Raw genomic sequence first — 22,899 nt, 5'->3', positions numbered from 1 at the left:
AAACAAGAACTTTCTACATATATCGATTATTACAATCACAAGCGAATTAAAGCAAAACTAAAAGGCATGAGTCCGGTACAGTACCGAACTCATGCCCAACAAATTGCCTAATAAAATAATATGTCTAACTTTATGGGGTCAGTTCACATTTAAGTTAAAGGTCTGTGGGCTTTTTGGTGTTATCCGTGTCAATTGCGTTAGGATTGCATAACCCGCTCGTCATGTTTGCGTTCTTCCGTTTCCATGTTTGTTGGGTTTCTGTGTTCTTGCTTTCCGGAATGTTCGTTCCATGTTCGTTCTCGGTGTTCTTGCTTTCCGAATTGTTGCGTCTCCGCATCTACTGCGGTTTACTGCATTTCCTGCATTTCCTGCATTTCCTGTATTTCCTGTATTTCCTGCACTTTCAGCATTTCCAACGCCTCTTGTGTCCCCGGTCCTCTCAAAAACGTTCAGTTCCCTGCGCTTAAGCCGTCAAACGTGCGGATCGTAATCCGCAACCACCAGCACATCCATATGCCTTGCGCTTCTTAGCAGGCTCCGGATCATTCTCCGCTGGGCGTACAGCTTCCATCCAGCCATCTGCGGCTGTCCGATAATCAACTGGGTGGCCTTGACCGCATCTGCTGCTGCGACCAATTGGGAAGAAACGGCGCGGGTTGGCACCTTGTTTACCGGCAGCACGGTGAACGTTCCTCCGAGACGTTCCGTTAACGTCTGAAGCGCCGTCAGGCGCTGTTCGTCATCAAGAGACAGACTGTGATGCCGCTCCAGAGGGAATGCCACATACCAGGCCGCTTTCAGCCGATGGGCGATCCGGAAGCCTCGGCGAATGAGTCGTTCTCCCTGGGGACCTTCACCAAGCATGACATAGATAACCTCCTCGCGACGCCACGGCCCCCGCAGCGAGCTGCTGCGCTGCCATGACTCCAGTCTCTCGTCTACATCATCCGCAATTTCTCTTAAGGCAAGCTCTCTTAAGGCAATGAGGTTTCCCGTCTTAAAAAAATGACCAAGGGCTTGCGGGATTTTCTCCGGCGCATAAATTTTCCCCTCCTTCATCCGCTGCCGCAGCGACTCCGGCGTAACGTCGATGAGCTGAACCTCATCGGCCAATTGCAGAATATGATCCGGCACCGTCTCGCGAACACGAACGCCGGTCATTTGCTTGACGGCATCATTCAAGCTCTCCAAATGCTGCACGTTCATGGTCGTAATGACGGAGATGCCGGCCGACAGAATATCCAGCACGTCTTCAAACCGTTTCTTGTGCTTGCTTCCGGGAACATTCGTATGCGCCAGCTCATCCACAAGAACCACGTCAGGCCTGCGACGAATGATCTCATCGGTATCCATCTCCTCAAGGCGTGATCCCTGGTAGTCCATCTCTTTGCGCGGAAGAACCTCAAGATCACCGATCTGTGATCGCGTATCCATCCGGCCGTGCGTCTCCAACAGTCCGGTAAGAACCGTCAATTCCTTCTTTAGCAGATCATTTCCTTCGCGCAGCATCGCATACGTCTTGCCCACGCCCGGGGCAGCCCCGATATAGACTTTAAACCGCCCGCGCTTGACCTGCTCCATCTTCCGGTCCAGCTCTTGCTCATTCAATCGGTGAAACGAATCGGAGGAAACTCGCCGCGGATGGATCTGCGCCGGGATGATCCGTTCTCCGTCATGCGCCGCCCGATCCGCCACAATAAAAATATCGATCCCGCGCGTTTTCTTCAGCAGATCCTGAAGGAGCGAGCCCTGCCGCATCTCTTGCGGACGGGTCTGCTTCGAATGACCCAGCACAATGCGGGTCACATGGTGTTCCAACGCATATTGAACAAGCACGTCAGCCAGCTTCCTACGCGAATGGAGAGGCAGCTCTTCAAGCTTGACGCCGATACGCTCCGACAGTTTCAGCAAAGATCGCTTGAAGGCCGCCTGCTCTTTCGTGAGCTCTAACCTCGGATTCACAAACGTAACGGCCATAAGCACACCGTTCAATCTCTTCGCGATCTGCTGTCCGCGCCGCATATAAATGGATCCGTTCCAATGATACTGGGTGGATACCAATATTCGCTCATGGGCTCCCGATGGGCCGACCAATCCCCGTTCCTTGCGGTGCCGCTCCAGCGAGTGGTTTACCCCTTCGGCTACGAGGCGAAGCGTCAGCTCCCGAAGCACGGCCAGATTACCCTCCTTCCATAAGCTTCCACCCCCGAGCAAGCCGCCTTGTGCCCGCTCCAGCATTGTTTCAGGCGTTACATCAATGAGCACCACCTCGTCTGCGTTTTCTAGCGTATCGGCAGGAACCGTATAACTAGCCTTAATGCCTGTCAGCTTGACTGCAATATCCTGGACGTCATCCAGCTCATACACATTGACCGTCGTGATGACGCTAATCCCCCGGCTTAACAAAAATCGGATGTCATCCAGCCGCGTGGCATGCTTCGCCCCCTTCCGATTCCGGTGGGCAAGCCCATCGACAAGCACCACCTCCGGGTTGCGCTGCACCAGCAGTTCCAGATCAAGATCCTTCTTCTCTACGCCGTCCTCCACCCAATGGATGCTGGGCACCCGCTCCAGATTCCGGACCTGCTCGACCGTTTCCGGACGCTGCATCGTGGATACCGCGCATATGACAACATCGATGCCCTGCAGTTTCAAGGTATGTCCTTCGCGAAGCATATGATAAGTTTTCCCCGAACCGCTTACGGCCCCGATATATACCTTAAGCCTTCCATGGTGGAGCTTCGCAATCGACCTTAAGATTTCCTCCGGTGATTTTCTCCGAAAGAGGTCCATGATCAATCAAGAAGCTCGGTCAGCGCCAGGTTCAGCTTCAACACATTGACGCGCGGTTCACCGAACACGCCCAAGTCCCGTCCTTCTGTGTGCTCCTCTACCAACTGATTAAGCTCTGTCTCGGTAATTCCAGTCAGCTTGCTGATTCGCGGAATTTGAATATTCGCGGCCTGCGGCGAGATGTGTGGATCCAATCCGGAGGCGGAATTCGTAACCAGATCCATCGGAACCTTGCTCACCGGAACGTCCGGGTTGTTCTCCTTCCACGCTTCAATCGAGGCCTTCGTCCGATCGATCAGGTCCGGGTTGGAAGGTGCATAGTTATTGCTGCCTGAGCCGGCTCCGTTATATTCAATGCTGGACACCCTGCCGTGAAAATACTGAGGCTCCGTAAAGTTCTGGCCGATCAATTCCGATCCGACCACCTTTCCGCCGGAATCCGTGACCAAGCTGCCGCCGGCTTGCTTCGGCATGAGCAGCTGCGCGGCTCCCGTCGTAATCAGCGGATAGAGAAAACCGCATAACACGATAAATACAAGGCTCGTTCTTAGGGCCATGCCCAGAGAGATGCGGACTGCCCCCGCCCCGGCGCGAGGCGCAGCGGATGATTTTTGCAACGAATTATTCATGGTTCCTCGATCCCTTCCTTCATATCTTCCATATAAACCATTTTCGAGTTATCTCTATTCCCCGGCACGATTATCATATCTAGATCCATAGATGGACAATCATGTCGATCAGCTTAATCCCGAGGAACGGTACGATCACGCCGCCTAAGCCATAGACCAGTACATTGCGCTGGAGCAGCTTCGACGAGCTCATCGGTTTGTAGGCTACGCCCCTCATCGCAAGCGGAATGAGCAGCGGAATAATGATCGCATTAAAGATCAGCGCCGACAGAATCGCCGACATGGGAGAACCCAATCCCATGACGTTCAGAACATTCATGCTCGGTATGACAGCTGCAAACATCGCGGGAATGATGGCAAAATATTTGGCGACATCGTTCGCGACGCTGAACGTGGTCAGCGCGCCACGCGTCATTAGCAGCTGCTTGCCGATGGCAACCACCTCGATAATCTTCGAGGGATCCGAATCCAGATCCACCATATTGGCCGCTTCCTTGGCTGCGGTGGTACCGCTGTTCATCGCCAGCCCCACATCGGCCTGGGCCAGCGCCGGGGCGTCGTTCGTACCGTCACCAGTCATCGCAACCAGCTTGCCTTCGGCTTGTTCTCGGCGGATGACGGCAATCTTATCCTCGGGCTTGCTCTCGGCGATATAATCATCGACACCTGCTTCTTTGGCAATCGTCGCTGCGGTAAGCGGATTGTCGCCCGTGCACATAATCGTCTTGATGCCCATCCGGCGCAGCTGATCAAACCTTTCCTTCATGCCCGGCTTCACGGTATCCTTCAAGTAGATTAGACCATAGATGCGGTTATCCACGGCAACAGCGAGCGGGGTTCCGCCCTCTGTCGCGATGGCATCAGCGCTTGGCGTCAAATCCGAAGGGATGGAGCCTCCTTGCGACAGCACCCAAGCTTTGACGGCATCTACCGCACCTTTGCGGACTTTTCGCCCATCCTTGAGGTCCATCCCACTCATCCGGGTCTCTGCCTTAAATTCGATGAAATCCGCCTCAGCCGTCATGCTTTCATCTGCTTCGAGACTTTCCTGCTTCAGCAGCTCCAGCACGGAACGTCCTTCCGGCGTTTCATCCAGCAGTGAGCTCACGCCCGCCCATTGCGAAAGCGATGCATGCGATTCGCCGCCGACGGGAATCAACCGGCTGGCCATCCGGTTCCCGAACGTAATGGTACCCGTCTTATCCAGAATCATCGTATTGATGTCACCGGCAGCCTCCACCGCCTTGCCCGACATCGCCAGCACATTGAACTGCGTCACCCGGTCCATGCCGGCAATCCCGATCGCCGACAGCAACCCCCCGATCGTGGTCGGAATGAGACATACCAGCAGCGAGATCAGCACCGGAACGGACAGCTCGATGCCAAGATACTTCGCAATCGGAGCGAGCGTAACGACAACGATCAGGAATATCAGCGTTAAGACGATCAACAGCGTATTCAGCGCAATTTCATTCGGCGTCTTCTGGCGAGAGGCTCCTTCCACAAGCGAGATCATCCGGTCGATAAACGATTCCCCGGGATCGCTCGTAATCCGGACGCGGATCGTATCGCTGACAACCCGCGTCCCCCCGGTGACCGAGCTGAAATCGCCGCCGGCTTCTTTAATGACGGGAGCGGACTCGCCGGTAATCGCCGATTCGTCCACGGACGCAAGGCCCGCAATGACTTCCCCGTCCCCGGGAATCATCTCGCCCTGCGTGACGATCACGATATCTCCTTTGCGAAGATCCGTGGACGGCACGGATTGTACCCCTCCGTTCTCCATCACTTTACGTGCCGTCATTTCCTGCTTCGACTGCTTAAGGGAATCGGCCTGCGCCTTTCCGCGTCCTTCGGCAAGCGCCTCTGCGAAGTTTGCAAACAGCAGCGTCAACAGCAGAATGACAAATACCGCCACATTAAATCCGATACTGCCCTCTGTTCCGAAATAGGATGGAAATAACGTCATCAACAGAACAACCAGCGTCCCGGCCTCCACAACAAACATGACCGGATTTCTCATCATCAGGACGGGATTCAGCTTCGTGAAGCTGTCCTTCAGCGACTGACGGACCATCTCTTGGGACATCGCTTTTTTTCTCGTATTATTCATGGAAATAGGCCACCTTTTCTATTAACGGATCGTCAGATGCTCAGCAATCGGACCGAGCACAAGTACTGGCAGGAAGGTCAATGCACCGATAATCAGAACCACCGCGATCAGAATGCCGGCAAACAGCTTATTATCTGTCCGGAACGTTCCGAGCGTCTCGGGAACCCATTGCTTCCGCATCAACGAGCCGCCCACTGCCAGCAAGGCGATCATCGAAATGTAACGCCCGAATAGCATGACCAGTCCGGTTGTCACGTTCCAGAACGGCGTGTTATCCGACAGTCCCTCAAATCCGGAACCGTTATTGGCTGCGGAAGACGTGTATTCGTACAATACCTGCGAAATGCCATGAAAGCCCGCATGGGCAATGCCCGCCTGCCCCGCATCCGTCATCAGCGCAAGTGCGGTCGGAGCCAGAATGATCAATGGATGCACCAGGATAACAACCGCAATTAGCTTCATCTCCCGCGCCTCTATTTTTCTCCCTAGAAATTCGGGTGTTCGGCCAACCATAAGACCAGCCAGGAATACTGCCAATATCGCATACATGAGCATGTTCATCAGCCCGACGCCTTTTCCGCCAAAAACGGAGTTCAGCATCATCAGGGATAGCGGCGTAATCCCGCCAAGCGGTGTGAGCGTATCATGCATGTTGTTGACCGACCCGGTCGTGGCCGCGGTCGTCACCGTGGTGAACAGGGAGGACTGGGCGATCCCGAACCGGACCTCCTTGCCCTCCATGCTGCCTTGGGAGGTATCCATACCCAGCCGGTTCAGCGCCGGATTGCCGTTCGTTTCAGCCGCATAGTTCAAGGACAGGAATCCGATAAACAAGGTCATCATTACCGAGAAAATAATCCAGCCCTGCTTACGGCTCTTCGCGAACAAACCAAATGTGTAAGGAAGCGCCGCCCCGAGGCTCCACATGCACAGGATCTCGATCACATTGGTCAGCGGGGACGGGTTCTCGAACGGATGCGCCGAGTTGACCCCCATAAACCCGCCCCCATTGGTGCCCAGATGCTTGATCGATTCCAGCGCAGCCACCGGTCCCACCGCTATTTGCTGCTCGCTTCCTTGAAGCGTCGTGACGCTGAGCGTAGGCTGCAAAGTCTGCGGCACCTGCAGCGCAACCAGTACCATCGCAATGATAAATGCGGCCGGGATAAACACCCGGGTGTGGGCTTTGACGAAATCTTCAAAAAAGTTGCCGACGGTTGTACCCTTGCTGGTCACCGCCCGGATAAACGCAATCGCCACGCATAGCCCGGTCGCCGCGGACGCGAACATCATCATCGTAATGACGGCCATCTGGGCCATATAGGATAATCCCGACTCCCCGCTGTAATGCTGGAGATTCGTATTCGTCATAAAGCTGATGATCGTATTGAACGACAAGGTCGATTCCATATTGTCGATACCGTTCGGGTTGAAGGGCAATACTCTCTGTATCCGCAGAATCAAATACCCCGCCGACACGAGCACGATATTCGTTATCACAAAGCTGACGGCATACCCTTTCCATGTCATTCCCTTGCGTTCTTTCAACCCAATCAGTGCGAAGATCGGTTTCTCCAACCAGGAGAACCATTTATCCGTTCCATTCCCCTCATTGCGAAACACCTGATATAGATAAGTTCCGAGCGGCTTTACCAGCAGCACCAGAACGAGTATAACGATGGCAATTTGTAAAATGCCCATGACGAATGTCTTCCTCCTTCAGCTGTTTCCCTAGAATTTTTCAGGATGAATCAGCGCGTAAATCAAATATAGAAAAATAAAGAGCGTGCATATTAAAATGATCATCACAACTAATCCACCTCCGGTTCCGAAACCACGCGTCCGCACCAGGACATAAACAGCATGAGCAGTCCGTAGGTTCCTCCCAAGATAAGCACCATATATAAATCCTGCATGAATATAACCTCCTAAAACCTCATGGTCACATCAGCCAAGACGCTTAGCTGACAATGGATGAAATCAGGAAGGATACCTGATGATGGTTCGTATGAAGCACCACATCGGCCCCCAGTCCCTTATATATCAATCGCGGATTGCTGGAATGGGTAATCACATAAATCGACTCCGTCGTCCATGTCCGGCAGATCCGTAAATAGCGGCAGCACAGGTTCAAGCTGCTCTCGAACAAATACACCTTGCTGACGGGAAACTCGGGAATGATCCAGGTTTGTTCATCCCTTGTATCGATAACAATCATGTTGGTGCAGCCTAGTTCCCGCAGCCTCTCCTGCTCAACCCGGTTGTTGGCTATGGCCGCAAACGAAATGCGCATATAGATCAACTGGCGGATAAATTCTTCCCCGGCCTTGTTCGGCGCGGATACCAGGATAAACTCCTGCGGTTTCTCCATCTTTTGTTCTCCTCCTAAAAAGTTCAGAAAGAGAAGACAACAACAAAGAAGCCTGGGGAAAGAGAAGAACTCTTCCCGCAGGCTTCTTCATCAGAACACGGTGAAATACACCGTGGCCCAAGTCCACGACAATCGTTGCCTCTCTCGATACGCTTACGAGGTTAGCTGACGGATTCGGGCGTGAGAGTCGCCCTACCCATAGACCGTTATCTTGTCCATGGGATTCACCCCTGAGAGATCAAGTTTATCTCCCGACTGGTTCCCCCGTTCCTTTTCCATTCAAGGACTCAGCGAAAATTAAAAACGAGTAGCATGTTATTCTATTAGCGATTGACTAACATTCAGGCCCGGCAAAACAGCACAGCATCAGGTTCGAGCGGTGAGAGTCGCATCATCCTGCATTTCCAGCGAAGGCCCATGGTGCCCTCGCCCGAGATTCGATCCATAAAGAACCCGGCAGCTCCCACACAGCCTTTAGGTCTTCATGGAACGGCTGCCCGTATGCCTGCTGCCGATGTCCGTCAATTCATAGTTCGTATCATACGTCCGGCCTTACAGGAAGTAAATGTGAGCAGAAACACGTGGGGCGTTATGTCGAACAGGATCTGTCCGGTTTCGCTCCATTATCTCTTGAATCCTGCTCTATACTATGTATTTCTCTTGTTTTCTTGTATTTATCGCAATCTATCGAGATACCGAGATTTTGCCATGATAATAGATGACACAACCGAATGTACGCGTTTTCTTTTACGGTTTTCATCGATTTTCGGAATGTATCCGTCCAATATGGCCATTTACTTTTAGATTCCTCCGGCGTATGATTCATCCATCATTCGAAACACTCGTTTACGCTGAGCTCCCGAGCCTTAAGCGAAGCGGCCACTGTAGCAGGGCCACTAACGATAAATAGGCCTGGAGAGCGGGGTTACTCTGCTCACCAGGCCTTTTTGCCGTGCATATAACATTCCTATAAAGGAGCGCAGATCATGACGAAACTCATCGAGGCCGCACTGGCTCCCGTCATCGAAACCGCATCGCCTGCATTAAATGCAGAGCTCATCCGCTGCATGGAGATATTTCGTTTCGACCGGTGCTCGGCTGAACGCTTTATCCCCTGGAGCGACCGAGATTGGAACTGCGGGTTGTTCAAAATCAGCTGCAAAGACGCGGCCGGGTATGCCGAATATGCCCTGCCAAGCACAAGAGAATTCGCGGATCTGATCCGCTGGGCATCCGTCTTTACGAGGCTGAGAGGTATGCCCGTGACCGAGGCCATTCGCTATGCCCAGAAGCAGCAGCAGTGGGGATCCGCACGAATGCAGCTCGCCGTATCGGCCCTCGCCGATCTGGAGGCCAATCTGCAACAGCACATCACCCGTATGCGGTTAGGCAGCCTGCCGCTGGAGCGTTCCTTCCTGATGGACTGCTCGGAGGCATATTATTCCTTCTAGGACAGCTGCTAGAAAGAGCTACCGTTCTCTCTCCATTGCAATTGGTTGTTTTCCCCCCGCTCACTTGAACATATTCTTGAGCACCATCATCAGGTTGGCCGGCTTCACTGCCAGCCGCCGGGTGAAATACGGGTACCACATCGTTCCGTAGGGCATATAACACCGGATACGGTAGCCGTCCTGTGCCAGGGCAGCCTGATCGTTCATCCTCAGTCCGTACAGCATCTGAAATTCATAGTCCTGTTTGTCTATGCGGCTCTGCTCGGCAAACACCTTCACCCAGTCGATGATGTTGTCGTCGTGCGAAGCAATCGCGACGTAGGCTCCCTGATCAAAATGCATTTTGATCAACTTCTTATAGTTGTCAATGACCTCCCGCTTCTGCTGAAAGACGATGGTTCCCGGCTCTTTGTACGCCCCCTTGACCAACCGCAGATTTACGCCGGCATGCATCAAATTCTTGACGTCCTCCTCCGTACGGAACAAGTAGGCTTGCATTACGGTCCCCACGTTGGTCAGCCCCTCCTTATGGAGCCGCAGCGTCATATCAATCGTCGCCTGGGTGTACGGCGAATCCTCCATATCCAGACGAACGAAATTGCGGTGCTCTTTCGCCTTTTTCACCACCATTTTGATGTTCTCGTACGCCTTCTCCAGATCCAGCGCCATGCCCATCTGCGTCGGTTTCAGCGATACGTTCGACTGCACTCCACGCCTCGCGATCCCTTCCACCAGCTTCAAATATTCCTCCCGATACCCGGCTGCTTCGTCCAGCGTCCGGATGCCCTCCCCCAGATGGTCCAGCGTGACAAGAATGCCCTTCGCGTTCAGCCTCTCGATTTCATCCAGCGCCTCATCCAAGGTATCGCCGGCAATGAATCGGCCCGCCAATTTCCGGCCGTACTTGATCGACAACCATTTCACGAGTTTATTGCTGGACACCGTCAGGATCACTTTGCGGTAAAGCTCGGTTCCGTCCATGCGCGCGCCCCCTCTGCAAGGTAAACCAAAAATGCACTCTATCTAACTCATATGCAAAAATCATGACGGCATGCAGGAAGACATACATATCTTACATAGAGGTTTTCACCAGGAGTTCCTAACCATGCCACCATGACTCATTCGCAGCTGGACCATTGGCCAGAAGCTTCGATTCATATCATGTTAAGGAGGGGCCTCCCCATGCGAGCATCTTTTCGGAACGAACCATTTATGGACTTCAACAACGAATGGAACAACAAGTTATACGACGCGGCGTTATCCGGGGTCGAAGCCGAGCTTGGCCAATCGTACCCGCTGGTCATCGGCGGTGCCAAAATCCATACGGAGCGCACCGCAAATTCGGTCAATCCGGCGCGCAAACGCCAAGTCATCGGCGTCGTGTCCCAGGCGGATACCGAGCTTGCCGAACAAGCCATTCAGACGGCAGCGCGTACCTTTGAGACGTGGAAGCACACCGAGCCGAGCGAACGGGCACGCTATCTGTTCAAAGCCGCGGCGATCATGCGGCGGCGAAAGCTCGAGTTCTCCGCGCTCATGACTCTCGAAGCCGGCAAGACGCGTGCCGAAGCCGACGCCGATACGGCCGAGGCGATCGATTTCATGGAATTCTATGCACGCGAAATGCAGCGCCTGAGCGCGCCCCAGCCGCTGACGGTCCACGAGGAGGAAGAGAATCATCTCTATTACATCCCGCTTGGCGTCGGCATCGTCATTCCGCCGTGGAACTTCCCGCTCGCGATTATGGCCGGCATGACAACGGCTGCCATCGTCTCCGGCAACACCGTTGTGCTGAAGCCAGCCAGCACCACCCCGGTCATAGCCGCTAAATTCGTAGAGCTACTGGAAGAGGTCAGCCTGCCTCCGGGCGTCGTTAATTTCCTGCCTGGCCCGGGTCAGGCAGTGGGCGACTATTTGGTGGATCACCCATTGACCAGATTTATCAGCTTTACGGGGTCACGCGACGTCGGACTGCGGATTCAGGAACGCGCGGCCAAGACGCAGCCGGGGCAACGATGGATTAAGCGCGTCATCGCCGAAATGGGCGGGAAAGACGCAATCATCGTGGACAACGAAGCCGATTTGGAGCTCGCGGCGGACGCGATTGCCGCTTCCGCATTCGGCTTCTCCGGTCAGAAATGCTCTGCCTGCTCCAGAGCCATCGTGCACGAGGACGTCTATGATATCGTGCTGCAGAAGGTGATCGACCGCTCCAAGAAGCTGGTGATCGGAAGCCCCTCCAATGCCGAGGCTCAGGTAGGACCCGTCATCGACGATAAGGCGTACCGTAAAATTCTCGACTATATCGAAATCGGGAAAAGCGAAGGTAGGCTGGTGCTTGGCGGTTTTCCCGGCGATCCGGAGGGGTATTTCATACAGCCGACGATCTTCGCGGACGTCGCCAGCACCGCCCGTATTTCCCAGGAGGAAATCTTTGGTCCGGTCGTGGCCTTCACGAAGGCAGCCTCCTTCGACGAAGCGATCCGATTCGCCAACAATACCGATTATGGGCTGACCGGCGCGGTGATCTCGAACAACCGCGCGCACCTGGAGCAAGCCCGGCGCGACTTCCATGTCGGCAACCTGTATTTGAACCGGAAATGCACCGGCGCCTTGGTGGGCATCCACCCGTTCGGCGGCTTCAATATGTCCGGGACCGACTCCAAAGCCGGCGGGCGTGACTAACAATGGAGAGGTTTCTTTATGTACAGCGATTCTTTTACCGGCTTTACGCCTTAACCTTGCCCTTAATCTCCCGGACCACCTTGCCCTCGAACGATTGATTCATCCAGTACGCAAGATGAATGCCTTCCTCACCAAAGGTGCATTCCGTGGTTAAGTAGAATGGCGTCTCTGTCAGTCGGATGGTCAGCTTCAACGTCCGCTCATCCTTCCAGGTCATGGAGGCAGCATATTCATTATCCCCCATCATCATCAGCTTCGTGGTTCCCGTCTTCCACGCGTTGCGACCACAGACAACCGAATTGACGCCGTGTTCCCCCTCAAGCTCCATTACCGCGCCGTCTTCTTCAAACCGGACGGAGAACGAACGCAGCTTCGCCTCATTCTCTTCGAGATCATAGACGATCCCGGTGACGTCCTTCTCGACCGGGGATGCCGCCTCTTCGCTTGGCGGATCCAGCTTCAGCGCTTGCAGCATTCCAGTAAGAGAAGCCTCCGCTCCGGTGTCGGTCGGCAGCGCATCAGGCCTCATCGAAGGTTGCAGATGCTCCCATGCTTCATCTAGCACGGCCTGCATGTCCCCAAGGCCGGAGGTAATCGCTATGACCGCATCCTGCTCCGGCAGCACGACGCAGAATTGTCCGAATGCGCCGTCGCCGCGGTAAGCCCCGTGTCGGCACATCCAGAATTGATAGCCGTACCCTTCGGTCCAATCCGAAGAGGAATCCGCAGGTCCGTTGGATATCTGTTTGGAGGTCGCCTCCTCGATCCACGCCTCCGGGATCAGCCGCTGGCCTTCCCATACGCCCTTCTGAAGATAAAGCTGGCCGAACTTGGCAATGTCCTCGGTCTTCAGCTTAAGTCCCCATCCGCCGGTGTTGATTCCCTGCGGACAGCTTTCCCATGTGGCTCCATGAATGCCAAGCGGGTCGAACAGGCGAGGCTGCAAATAATCCAGCAGCGTGATGCCGGTAACCTTCTGCAGAATGGCCGAAAGCATGTACGTCGCTGCGCTGTTATATACAAAGTGGGTACCGGGCTCATGCTCTACCGCTTGTTTAAGAAAGTCGGCCGCCCAAATATCGGATGGCATGGCAGGCTCCTGCGCGTGTCCGGTTCCCATGATAAGCAAGTCGCGTATCGTCATCGCGGACAGATTCGGGGAGGGATCTTCAGGAGCGTATTCCGGAAAGAAGCCGATCACCCGGTCCTCCAGTGCAATCTGTCCCTCTTGGGCGAGCAGTCCGATCGCCGTAGAAGTAAAGCTCTTGCTTAACGAGAACAGCATATGCGGTTTGTCCGCCTGATACGGCTTCCACCAGCCTTCCGCCACGACATGTCCATGCCGTACCAGCATGAAGCTGTGGAGTTCAAGCTCCTTTTCCTGAATCGATCGGATAAAGCGTTCGATTGACTGAGATGGGATTCCTTGATTTTCGGGGGTGCTTCTTGGCAATAATTGAACCGTTTTCATGTTCATCTTCCTTTCGCCTCTCCCTGTATCAATAAAATAATTTCATTATGACCCTTCCATTATACACCAGGTAATGGCACCGCTTCATCATAACGTATGGCACGAAAACCAAGCCGCTCACTAATCTCATTCAAGTCCTCCCGTGCAAGAAAAGAAGCCTCCTGATCGCGTCCGCGCGCCAGCTCCTCCCCATCCACTCGAGCATTGCCGCACTGCACCATTTCCTCCGAATACAATGCCGGATGGGACAGGAAGAAATACTGGTCATCCGTTAAGCTGCCAAGCACCCTTTCAAACGACTCAACCCCGTCCGGCACGCCGCCCGGGAAAAAATTGTAGTAATGGCGATGGTTGATTAGCCCCTTCGCTTCAATCCAGCGGTCCAGCTCTTCCTGCAGCCCGGGTATGAAGCGCTCCGGCAGCATATGAGAATCGGCATAAGAAATGCTGAAGCCTGCTGCAGTCAGTTTATCAAGCTGGGCTTCGCATTCCAGGAGGATCTCCTGCAGCAAAGGCGGATGATCCTGAAACAGGAACGGATCCTGATAGAAATAACCGGACTCATCGACAAGCGAAGGAACCTGTTCCTTCGCGGCAACAGGTCCCCAGCGTACGTTATCCCACTCCGCGTTCAGCGTCATATGGAAACCGAAGCAGATGTCCTTGCGATGCGCCAACAGCTGCGCGGCCTCACCAAGATAAGGACCGGGCGCCATGATGGACACGTTTTTAATGAATCCGGCCTCAACGGCCTTGGCAATCGCAGCATTGGCGGAACGGCTGGAAGCATAATCGTCGGCCCTCGTAATGATCCGCCTCATTTTACCGCACCTGCCGCAATCCCTTTGATGATGTATTTCTGGGCGAAAATATAGAAAATGACAACCGGGATGATCGTCAGCGTCAAACCGGCCATCGCCTGGTTCCACACAATCGTGAACTCCCCGAAGAAATAGAAGGTCGACAGCGGGATTGTGCGCAGCCCTTTATCCGACAGCGTCAGCGATGGAAGCAGGTAGTCGTTCCACAGCGCAATGACGTTCAGGATCGCGATGGTCACGCTGATGTTCTTCAGCAGCGGGAACACGATTCGCCAGAACACGCCCAGCTTGGAGCAGCCGTCCAGCGTAGCTGCCTCCTCCAGCGCAATCGGTACCGATTTGATGAACCCGTGGTACAGGAAGACCGCCATACTGGACGTAAAGCCGACGTTCATATAGATCAAGCCCTCATGAGTGTTGAGCATCGGAATGTGCAGATTGGTGCGAATCCAGTCCATCACCTGCATCAGCGGCATCATCAGCGTCTGGAAGGGAATCAGCATGGTCGCCACGAAGGTGAAGAAAATAATTTTGCTCAGCTTATTATCCGTCCGCACCAGCATCCATGCCGTCATGGAGGCAAGCACGATGACGATAATCACCGAGATGACGGTGACATACAGCGAGTTGCCCAGAGCGGTGAAGAAATTCATCTTCTCCATCGCGGATTTATAGTACTCAAAGCTGAAGGAGGAAGGCAGCGCGAGCGCATTCTCATACAGCTCCGCACGATCCTTAAAAGAGTTAATCAGCATGATGAAGACCGGAGACAAGAAGACCAGCGAGGCGAGGAACAGCAGGATGTCGAGCAGCCATTTCCCTGATTTCTTCATTACATCTGCACCTCTCTTCTCTTCGTGATGATAACTTGCGTCAGCGTAAGTCCGGCCACAATCAGGAAGAAGATGATCGCTTTTGCCTGACCTAAACCATAATTACCATAAGCAAAAATCTCGTTGAAAATATTCATCGCAAACATCTCCGTCGCATTGCTCGGTCCGCCCTTGGTCAACGACAGGTTCACGTCATAGATTTTGAACGCCCCGGACAGCGTCAGGAACAGACAGATCGTGAACGAAGGCATTAACAGCGGGAACACAATGCTCTTGAGTCGCTGCCACAGGTTGGCGCCGTCGACCTTCGCTGCCTCCATCAGCTCATCCGGAATCCCCTGGATGCCCGCGATGTAGATGATCATCGTATAACCCGCCAGCTGCCAGGTGAATACGGCGACGATGGCGTACAGCGCAAACTGCGGATGCAGCAGCCAGTTAAAGAACACGCTGTCAAATCCGGTCTTCTCGCCCAGGAAGCTGAAGGCATCCGTAAAAATAAACTGCCAGATGTATCCCAAAATCAGGCCGCCGATGAGGTTTGGCATAAAGAACATCGTTCGCGCCGCATTTCTCGAGCGGAGCTTCGTCGTTACCAGCAGGGCAAAGGCCAGTCCCAGAATGTTGACGCATACCAGCGCGAGCAGCGTGAATTGAACCGTATGCCAAGCCGATGACAGGAATCGTTCGTCCTGGAACAGCTGAACGTAATTATCAAATCCTACGAATACTTTGGGATTTGCCGGAATGCCATCCCAATTTACGAAAGAGTACACAATCCCGATAATAAACGGGATGAGAACCACGGTCGTGAAAATAAACAGAAGCGGCACCGTAAATAGGGCAAACCAGGCTTTATCCTTTCTTTTGCTCATAATCCATACCTTCTTTCCGTTCCGGATGATTCCCGCAAGGCGGCATCAAACCTTGAATTCGTGATAGAAAAAACAAAAGCCTAACGCTCATCATCGGAACGTCTGAGGCTAGGCTTTCATTTTCATGGAATTGTTATTTCAGGTGGTTATCGTTTTGCCTCGATTATTTCGATGCTTTCGCCCACACTTCATCCAGCTTCTGCAGGAACTGCTCTCCTGTCATGCCCGGATTCATGAAGTACTCCTGCGTAGCTGGAGCCAGGTCATTGGTGATGATTCCCGATGGGAAGTAGTTCAACGCCCAAGTGATCGTCTCACCCTTCGTGGTTGCTTCGTGCACCGCTTGAGACAATGGATCCAGATCGCCTGCTTCAATATTCGTTAGAGCCGGGATGAATTTGAAATCGTCCACGATGGCTTTCTTGCCGCTGTCGCTAGTAAAGAGCCAGTTCAGGAATGCGTTCGCGGCTTTAACTTCCTCAGCGTCCGCCTGATTGTTCACGACCCAGTAGCTGGCCACGCCGACGGCGATTTTATCGTTGCCGGCAAGCGGGAACGGCATCATGCCCACCTTGGAGCCGAAATCGCCGAAGTCCGCAAGCATGGAATAACTCCAGTTGCCTTGGTGCACCATAGCCGTTTTTTCCGTAGCGAAGTCGCCCATTTGGCTATCGTATTTCACTTCCAGCGGATTCTTGGTGTTGGCCTTGATCACGTCCATGAATTTCGCCCACTCTTGGAACTCCTTCGTATCGGCCATCTTCACTTCGCCTTTGTTCAACTGGTCGATAAAGGCCAGCGGATCGGATTGAAGCGCAAACGGCGTGTTGATGATATGTCCGATCAGGAAGTATGCCTCTTGGGACAGGCTCAAACCGTTCTTCCCGTCAGCCTTCAGCTGCTCCAGCGTCTTGGTGAAGGAATCCAGGTCCTTCATGTTAGCCGGATCCACCAGATCCTTGTTATACACGAGGCCGAAGCCCTCTACGCCGTATGGAACGCCGACCGTTTTATCATCGACCTTCAATTCCATGTCAGGCGCGATGTTCTTCACATACTCTTCGCCGCTCAAATCGGAGAAATAAGATTTCAGCTTCTCGGACTCGGGCCCTGGAGCCACGCTGAATATCGTCGGTCCCTGGTTGCTGCTGAGCTTCGCTACCAGCTGCTGCGAATAAGCGTCTCCTGCGGCACCCCATACTTCAACCTCATTGCCGGTTTCTTCTTTATAGGTTTTAACCAAAGCTTCAAGAGGTTCTGTAATTTCAACTTTCGATTGGAAGAGCGTAATTTTCTTCAGCTTATCTCCCCCATCACCACCGGATGCTGCTCCAGAATCTTTGTCAGATGTACCACCGCAGGCTGCAAGTGTTGCAACCAAAGCCGTTGCTGTAAGTATGCTAAATACCTTTTTTACTTTTTTCAAGTGACACGCCTCCCCCTTAAGGACTCTATAAAGTAAAACGTTTACAAACCCATCATAGGGCGGTTTACCTAGATTGTCAATAAAAATTGTACGCGTTTTCATAAAAATACTAAGTAAAAAAACTAGTAAAATTATTGATATTTTACTAGTTGCAATCATAAAGTTTATCTCACCGTTTTTCTCCACTGGATGGTGGCATTCAGCTTAAAGGGCTCCCTGCCCGTTGTGCCCTTGATCATCTCGAGCAGCTCCTTCGCCGCCAAATAACCGCTTTCATAACGCGGGATCGCAATCGTGGTCAAACCGGCCATCGCCGCCGCATCCGAGTTATCGAATCCGGTGATCGAGATATCCTCCGGGACCCGTATTCCGTTCTCTTCCAAAGCTTTAATCGCGCCGAGAGCCATATTATCATTCGCACAGACCAGCACTTCAGGCAAGGCATTGCTCAGGATCAGAATTTTGGCGGCCTGATATCCGCTTTCCTCGCTGTAATCGCCATGGAAGTAATTGCGGCGGTCAAACACGATGCCATTCTTCGCAAGCGTATCCATAAATCCGGCGAACCGCTCCTTGTGATCCAGGGTAAACTCCAAACCGCCGATGTATCCGAAATTCGTAAACTGTTTATCCACCAAGGCCTGGACCATTTCACACATGACGGGGTAATTGTCCACGATCACGCTTTTGGTGTTGGCGTACTCATTATCAATAATCCGATCCATGAGAACGACAGGGAATTGCGGCGTGGCTACCGAGACTAAATATTCGTCCGTCATATTCCGATCCAAACTTATGGTACCGCTTGCAAATTTGCTGCGCATAAAATTGGTGCTGGATTTGTTCGTACAGATGATAAGGTCGTATCCATTCTCCGTCAGGCAATGGCTGATCCCCTTAATGATTTTTAAATAATAATCGCGATCAAAGTCGCTGAAGACGAATATAATCGTGTTGCTTTTATCGGATTTGGTTGACTTATGCGGAAAATAGCCGTGCTCCGAGCATAATCTCAGCACTCGCTCCCTCGTCTCCCGCCCCACGTTCTTGCGCCCGTTCAGCACGTTGGACACTGTAGACACCGAGACATCCGCGAGCTTTGCAATTTCCTTCAAACCACTCATGAATCCTATCCCCTCTCCAAAGGCGTTAGTAAATTTAATATAACATGGATTTATTTTTAATAAAATTTACTTATTTTGCTTGGATGAGATTTTCCTTGCATTATCATCCTTATCATTGTTTTTCATGATACGCTGCTCAGGCCAGAAGCCCTTTGTTCGTCACAGCAAAAAGCAGGCCACGGGAATCCATCGCCGTGACCTGCTAAATCAGGTAGATGCCACTCATCACCATCATGGGCGGTGTTGCCGCCGGGCTGGGTATCTCGCTGCTAACGCGTTCTTCCGTTAAGGACTGGGTCGATGCCGGGAAATTGCAGGCCTTCCAAATCCCAAGCGGTATCGCAGCTCCAAGGTCCATTTTGTATTCCGGCGCAGCCTGTTTCGCACCAGCGCCTTTAATCATTTTATTGAGCAATTTGAGAAGACCGAATAAATACTTCGACCGGAACGGGAAAAACCGTGACCCTAAGGGTCACGGTTTCTTGACGAGCCAATCACACTTATCTCGGTATTTGATCTGCCGAAGGCTGCAGAAAACCCGACACCTCGGGAGCCAGCACTTCCGGCGCCATCACGACGGCAGAATGGTCCTGACCAGACAGCATCCGATGCTCGCACTGAGGGAGCAAGTCAACCAATGCGCTCGCGGCCCCATGGAACATAGGTCCGCTGTTCTCGCCCGTCATCACCATGACCGGAACGTCGACATCCCAGCGAGCCGTTGGCAGCGGTTGACCGGATTGCGTGCTCCCCATGATCATGCCGTCATAGGCCAATGTATGCGCCATGCCCTCCATGACCTGCCAAGAAGGATCTGCCTTCATGAATTCTATATATTCCGCGGGGATTCCCAGCGCTGCCGTCATGAAATATTCTACGGCATCGCTGCGTCGATGTTCGGCCATCAGCGCATTCAAATGCTGCACGTATTCCGCCGGTACAGGTTCACGGCTATCGTCAATGATAAACGGCGGCTCATATAAAAACAGTTTTCTAACTTTACTGCCTCCGAGTCTGCTCGCCGCATCCAGCACCAGAACAGCGCCCGAAGAACTTCCGAATACATACGCGCTGCCGCCCGCCTCCCGAATAAGGGAATCGATATCTTCGATCTCACGTTCAACGGCATACGGAGCCGTATCCGTACTGCTGCCTCGTCCCCGTCGATCATAATTGTAGACGGTAAAATGTTCAGATAGAAGCTCACCAAGGCGCTTTGTATCGTTGTGATCCGAAGCTGCAGCAGCTACAAGGATAACAGCCGGACCAGCCCCTTTCTTTTCATAAAAAATTCGGGTACCGTCATTCGATATCACGTAGTTCATGATCATCTCCCCTTTTATTGTCCTTTTATGTACAAACTTATTTCGTCCTCGAACCGTTCCAGCGTATCCGTGTATCCTTCCACCATTCCCATGACTTCCGCAGCTTCCAGTTCCTTCGCACTTGCAAAATGGGTTATGATGCTTAGCCTGGTTCCGTCTCCGTCCTCTTCAAACGCAACCGAGGTCAACATGTCGCTGCCTGCTACGGAATTCCAGTTCTGATCCGTGAATGTGTCTGTAAATACGAGCCTCGATAACTCCACCACTTCGGAGTAGGTCGCCTTGCAGAAGGCTTCTTCCCCTTCTCCCACCGCATCGGGAGCCAGTTTGTAGCGCCATACGCCGCCCGGTCTGACATCCATCTCGTATACCGTGGCACTCCAATTCTTTGGCCCCCACCAGCGTTCGATGTGTTCCGGCTTAGTCCATCCCAGCCAGGACATCTTCAGCGGTATCGATACGACACGCTCCACGATCAGCTTCCGCTGCTCCCGGTCTTTCGTGACAATGGTCTTTCTACCCATATGAATTCCTCCTCTCTGTGAAATCGGCTCTGCGCGCAGAGCCGTAATTTCCTGTGGATCTACTAAAAAATTGATTAACTCTCCTTTCCGTTGAAGTCGCTCATATAGTCCTCGAACTTGTCGAGTCTTTCTTCCCATAGTCGACTGAACGAATCGAACCAGACGTCCAGCTCCTGAAACGGCTGGGCTTCAAGACTATAGATGCGCTGCTGTGCCTTCTTACGGACTTTTACCAGCCCGGCCTCGCTCAGTATCCGCAGATGGCGGGATACTTGGGGCTGGCCGATGCCCAGAATCTCTACGATGTCGCTGACCGATCTCGAGCCTTGCTTTAAGAGCTCAACGATGTTGAAGCGGTTCGGCTCTGAGATCGTAAACAGGGTTAATTGCATAGCTGATGTATTCATGATTTAAATATACACTTAAGCGTATATACATGTCAATGAATGTATAGAATTTTTTCACATCATTTTTTGACATCAAAAAACATGGCAACCGTTCACTCTGCATGCTGCAGGGTTTATCCAGATACCCAGATGAGCACGCTAATGATCCAGTGGCTAGGCCCTGCTCACCTGTCCAGGGGCTCTAAAAACATTAAAAAAGAGGCCCACTATAGCGGCCTCTTTGCTATAAACTACTCTATAAATTACGATCATTCAAAGCTATAAAGCTTTCAGACATCCTTATGGCTGAATGGACACCTGATGCAGCTGCATGATGCCGTTCGGATGCCGCCAGAAGCCCTCCACCTTGCTGCTGACTCCGTTTAAATACTCCTGATGATGGATATACAGCATCGGCGCTAACTCAACCAGCTTCTCCTGCGCCTGTTTATAGATGAGCTTGCGCTTCTCCGGATCATTCTCTTTGCGCCCGTCATCGAGCAGTTTATCCAGTTCCGGATCCTTCGTAAAGGTACGGTTGCCCGGCTCCCCTACATTTTTGGAATGGAACAATTCATACATGCCATAGTCGGCATCAGCCGTTACCGTGGACCATCCGAGAACAAACATATCATGCTTGCCTTCCGCGGTTTGGGCCAGATATGCTCCCCACTCCACCACTTCGATTTTGACTTCGACGTTCAATTCCTTCAGCTTGGATTGTACGTACTCGGCGATCTTAATCCGTTCCGGATTGTCATTGGTCCAGATGGTCGTCGAGAAGCCACCCTCGTAGCCGGCCTCTTTCATTAGCTCTTTCGCTTTGTCGATGTTATGTTCAATCGGCTTGACGGTAGCATCATACCCGTTCACGTCCGGTGCCAGCGGACCGACGGCAGGGATGCCCGTGCCTTCGTAGATGCCCGAGATGATCTCATCCTTATTGATGGCCATCGATAGGGCTTGCCGCACCCGCACATCGTTGAACGGCTCTTTGTTATTGTTAAACCCGATATAAGACAGACTCAGCGATGCCTGACGGTTCAGGGACATGCCGTCCGTGCTCTCAATGCGGCTGATGCTGCTCGGCGACACCGGATCGATAATATGCGCATAGCCGGTTTCCAGCTCCGCGATCCGCGTTCCCTCTTCGCTTACGACCTTGAACGTGACCCGTTCAACCTTCGCTTTATCTCCCCAATAATCGGCATTCGCAACCAGCTTCACTTCCTGTCCCGGGTTCCAGCTCTCTAATTTGAATACGCCCGTGCCTACAGGGTTCTGTGCCAGATACGCGCCTGCTTTCTCTCCTGCCTTCAGCTTCTCGTAATCCAGCTTGATGGCTTCCGCACTAATCATGCTCACCGCAGAATGGGCCAGATGGGCAAGCAGCGGCGAGAAGGCATACTCGGTCACGAGCTGCACCGTGTATTCGTCAACAACTTTAACCTCTTTAATCATGCCGACAAGCGATGCGCGGGGAGAAGCAACCTCCGGATCCTGCATACGATCAATGTTGGCTTTGACTACCTCTGCATTGAATGGAGAGCCGTCGGTAAACTTCACGCCTTCTCTCAGCTTGAACTCCCAGGTCAATTCATCGATTGCTTTCCAGCTCTCGGCAAGCCCCGGTTGAATATTCAGATCCTTATCATGAATCACCAGCGTGTTATAGATATGCGTTGTCATTACGCTCGTTTGCTGGTCCGTCGACATATGAGGGTCCATGGATGGCGGATCAGAAAGCCAGGCAATCACAAGCTCATTCGCACCGGTATTGGCCGTTCCTTCGGGAGGATCTTTGGCCCCCGGCTCAGGAGCTGGCGTATTGGTGCCGCTTGGCGGCGTTTCGGGGTTACTGCTCTTGCTTGGACTGCCGCACGCCGACATCATTACGGTAAGTATGAACAGGATGCAGACAAGCCATTTGAATCTTCTATTACCTGTCATGTGAAACAAACTCCCCCTTCTCAATCAAAATAGGAAAATATTCTATACACAGTTAACATATATTTTACTATTTGATATTTATACCAGTAGAAGCCAGATTTACCTCACGTTTCTACGACACC

At 52.7% G+C, this 22,899-nt stretch carries 21 protein-coding genes and 1 riboswitch; of the genes, 3 read left to right on the top strand and 18 right to left on the bottom strand.

Going from position 1 to position 22,899, the window contains the following annotated elements:
* On the top strand, nucleotides 1-111 hold a 111-nt coding region (locus ACPV3A_RS12895; RefSeq protein ID WP_426199875.1), incomplete at its 5' end, for an IS3 family transposase.
* 360 nt (nucleotides 112-471) lie between these two features.
* On the opposite strand, the gene ACPV3A_RS12890 is transcribed toward ACPV3A_RS12895, so the two are convergent.
* The 6 genes from ACPV3A_RS12890 to ACPV3A_RS12865 form a co-directional block, all read right to left on the bottom strand.
* Nucleotides 472-2,793 carry a histidine kinase gene (locus tag ACPV3A_RS12890; protein ID WP_426199874.1) on the bottom strand — a complete coding sequence of 774 codons (2,322 nt, stop codon included), beginning with the start codon at nucleotides 2,791-2,793 and terminating at the stop codon, nucleotides 472-474.
* A gap of 2 nt (nucleotides 2,794-2,795) precedes the next feature.
* The gene (gene kdpC / locus ACPV3A_RS12885; protein ID WP_426199872.1) at nucleotides 2,796-3,422 is read right to left on the bottom strand and encodes a potassium-transporting ATPase subunit KdpC; all 627 of its coding nucleotides are present in this window, start codon (nucleotides 3,420-3,422) and stop codon (nucleotides 2,796-2,798) included.
* A gap of 79 nt (nucleotides 3,423-3,501) precedes the next feature.
* Nucleotides 3,502-5,535: a potassium-transporting ATPase subunit KdpB gene (gene kdpB, locus ACPV3A_RS12880; RefSeq protein ID WP_426199871.1), complete on the bottom strand. Its 2,034-nt coding sequence runs from the start codon at nucleotides 5,533-5,535 to the stop codon at nucleotides 3,502-3,504.
* A 21-nt stretch (nucleotides 5,536-5,556) separates the two neighbouring features.
* The gene (gene kdpA, locus ACPV3A_RS12875; protein ID WP_426199870.1) at nucleotides 5,557-7,236 is read right to left on the bottom strand and encodes a potassium-transporting ATPase subunit KdpA; all 1,680 of its coding nucleotides are present in this window, start codon (nucleotides 7,234-7,236) and stop codon (nucleotides 5,557-5,559) included.
* Nucleotides 7,237-7,266: 30 nt separating this feature from the next.
* Nucleotides 7,267-7,341, bottom strand: a complete 75-nt coding sequence (locus tag ACPV3A_RS12870; RefSeq protein ID WP_074961812.1) for a potassium-transporting ATPase subunit F — start codon at nucleotides 7,339-7,341, stop codon at nucleotides 7,267-7,269.
* 154 nt (nucleotides 7,342-7,495) lie between these two features.
* The gene (locus ACPV3A_RS12865) at nucleotides 7,496-7,906 is read right to left on the bottom strand and encodes a hypothetical protein (protein ID WP_426199869.1); all 411 of its coding nucleotides are present in this window, start codon (nucleotides 7,904-7,906) and stop codon (nucleotides 7,496-7,498) included.
* 134 nt (nucleotides 7,907-8,040) lie between these two features.
* A riboswitch (cyclic di-AMP (ydaO/yuaA leader) is annotated at nucleotides 8,041-8,209 on the bottom strand.
* A 683-nt stretch (nucleotides 8,210-8,892) separates the two neighbouring features.
* On the opposite strand from ACPV3A_RS12865, the gene ACPV3A_RS12860 reads away from it, so the two are divergent.
* Complete coding sequence (locus tag ACPV3A_RS12860) at nucleotides 8,893-9,357, top strand: hypothetical protein (protein ID WP_339295412.1); 465 nt, start codon at nucleotides 8,893-8,895, stop codon at nucleotides 9,355-9,357.
* 60 nt (nucleotides 9,358-9,417) lie between these two features.
* Here ACPV3A_RS12860 and ACPV3A_RS12855 read toward each other — a convergent pair whose 3' ends face one another.
* Nucleotides 9,418-10,338, bottom strand: coding sequence for a proline dehydrogenase family protein (locus ACPV3A_RS12855; RefSeq protein WP_426199868.1), 921 nt, complete (start codon nucleotides 10,336-10,338; stop codon nucleotides 9,418-9,420).
* A gap of 201 nt (nucleotides 10,339-10,539) precedes the next feature.
* On the opposite strand from ACPV3A_RS12855, the gene pruA reads away from it, so the two are divergent.
* Nucleotides 10,540-12,042 (top strand): L-glutamate gamma-semialdehyde dehydrogenase, encoded by a 1,503-nt coding sequence (gene pruA, locus ACPV3A_RS12850; RefSeq protein WP_426199867.1) that lies wholly within the window; start codon nucleotides 10,540-10,542, stop codon nucleotides 12,040-12,042.
* A gap of 43 nt (nucleotides 12,043-12,085) precedes the next feature.
* On the opposite strand, the gene ACPV3A_RS12845 is transcribed toward pruA, so the two are convergent.
* The 11 genes from ACPV3A_RS12845 to ACPV3A_RS12795 all read right to left on the bottom strand — a co-directional run bounded on the left by ACPV3A_RS12845 (nucleotide 12,086) and on the right by ACPV3A_RS12795 (nucleotide 22,777).
* Nucleotides 12,086-13,513 carry a serine hydrolase domain-containing protein gene (locus ACPV3A_RS12845; protein WP_259445500.1) on the bottom strand — a complete coding sequence of 476 codons (1,428 nt, stop codon included), beginning with the start codon at nucleotides 13,511-13,513 and terminating at the stop codon, nucleotides 12,086-12,088.
* Nucleotides 13,514-13,572: 59 nt separating this feature from the next.
* Nucleotides 13,573-14,334: a polysaccharide deacetylase family protein gene (locus tag ACPV3A_RS12840; RefSeq protein ID WP_220686802.1), complete on the bottom strand. Its 762-nt coding sequence runs from the start codon at nucleotides 14,332-14,334 to the stop codon at nucleotides 13,573-13,575.
* Nucleotides 14,331-15,167 carry a carbohydrate ABC transporter permease gene (locus tag ACPV3A_RS12835; protein ID WP_194540592.1) on the bottom strand — a complete coding sequence of 279 codons (837 nt, stop codon included), beginning with the start codon at nucleotides 15,165-15,167 and terminating at the stop codon, nucleotides 14,331-14,333. The genes ACPV3A_RS12840 and ACPV3A_RS12835 overlap by 4 nt, the downstream gene beginning before the upstream one ends.
* A complete protein-coding gene (locus ACPV3A_RS12830; RefSeq protein ID WP_071219135.1) occupies nucleotides 15,167-16,042 on the bottom strand; it encodes a carbohydrate ABC transporter permease in 876 nt (291 codons plus the stop codon). Before ACPV3A_RS12830 ends, ACPV3A_RS12835 begins: the two co-directional genes overlap by 1 nt.
* A 163-nt stretch (nucleotides 16,043-16,205) precedes the next feature.
* Nucleotides 16,206-17,468, bottom strand: coding sequence for an ABC transporter substrate-binding protein (locus ACPV3A_RS12825; RefSeq protein ID WP_113059164.1), 1,263 nt, complete (start codon nucleotides 17,466-17,468; stop codon nucleotides 16,206-16,208).
* Between the two features lie 164 nt (nucleotides 17,469-17,632).
* Entirely contained in the window at nucleotides 17,633-18,592 is a 960-nt protein-coding gene (locus ACPV3A_RS12820; protein ID WP_071219137.1) for a LacI family DNA-binding transcriptional regulator, read from the bottom strand.
* A gap of 202 nt (nucleotides 18,593-18,794) precedes the next feature.
* Nucleotides 18,795-19,007 (bottom strand): hypothetical protein, encoded by a 213-nt coding sequence (locus ACPV3A_RS12815; protein ID WP_426199866.1) that lies wholly within the window; start codon nucleotides 19,005-19,007, stop codon nucleotides 18,795-18,797.
* A gap of 85 nt (nucleotides 19,008-19,092) precedes the next feature.
* On the bottom strand, nucleotides 19,093-19,917 hold the full coding sequence (locus ACPV3A_RS12810; RefSeq protein ID WP_426199865.1) for an alpha/beta fold hydrolase: 825 nt from the start codon (nucleotides 19,915-19,917) through the stop codon (nucleotides 19,093-19,095).
* Nucleotides 19,918-19,931: 14 nt separating this feature from the next.
* Nucleotides 19,932-20,441 (bottom strand): SRPBCC family protein, encoded by a 510-nt coding sequence (locus ACPV3A_RS12805; protein WP_194540587.1) that lies wholly within the window; start codon nucleotides 20,439-20,441, stop codon nucleotides 19,932-19,934.
* A 74-nt stretch (nucleotides 20,442-20,515) separates the two neighbouring features.
* On the bottom strand, nucleotides 20,516-20,848 hold the full coding sequence (locus tag ACPV3A_RS12800) for an ArsR/SmtB family transcription factor (protein WP_233354722.1): 333 nt from the start codon (nucleotides 20,846-20,848) through the stop codon (nucleotides 20,516-20,518).
* Nucleotides 20,849-21,127: 279 nt separating this feature from the next.
* Nucleotides 21,128-22,777 (bottom strand): glutathione ABC transporter substrate-binding protein, encoded by a 1,650-nt coding sequence (locus tag ACPV3A_RS12795; protein WP_194540586.1) that lies wholly within the window; start codon nucleotides 22,775-22,777, stop codon nucleotides 21,128-21,130.
* Between the last annotated feature and the right edge of the window lie 122 nt (nucleotides 22,778-22,899).

It is taken from the genome of Paenibacillus sp. Dod16 (assembly GCF_049893405.1).
Lineage (GTDB): Bacteria > Bacillota > Bacilli > Paenibacillales > Paenibacillaceae > Paenibacillus_AQ.
The sequence above is the reverse complement of the archived record's forward strand: the minus strand, read 5'-3'. Positions and strand labels throughout refer to the sequence as shown.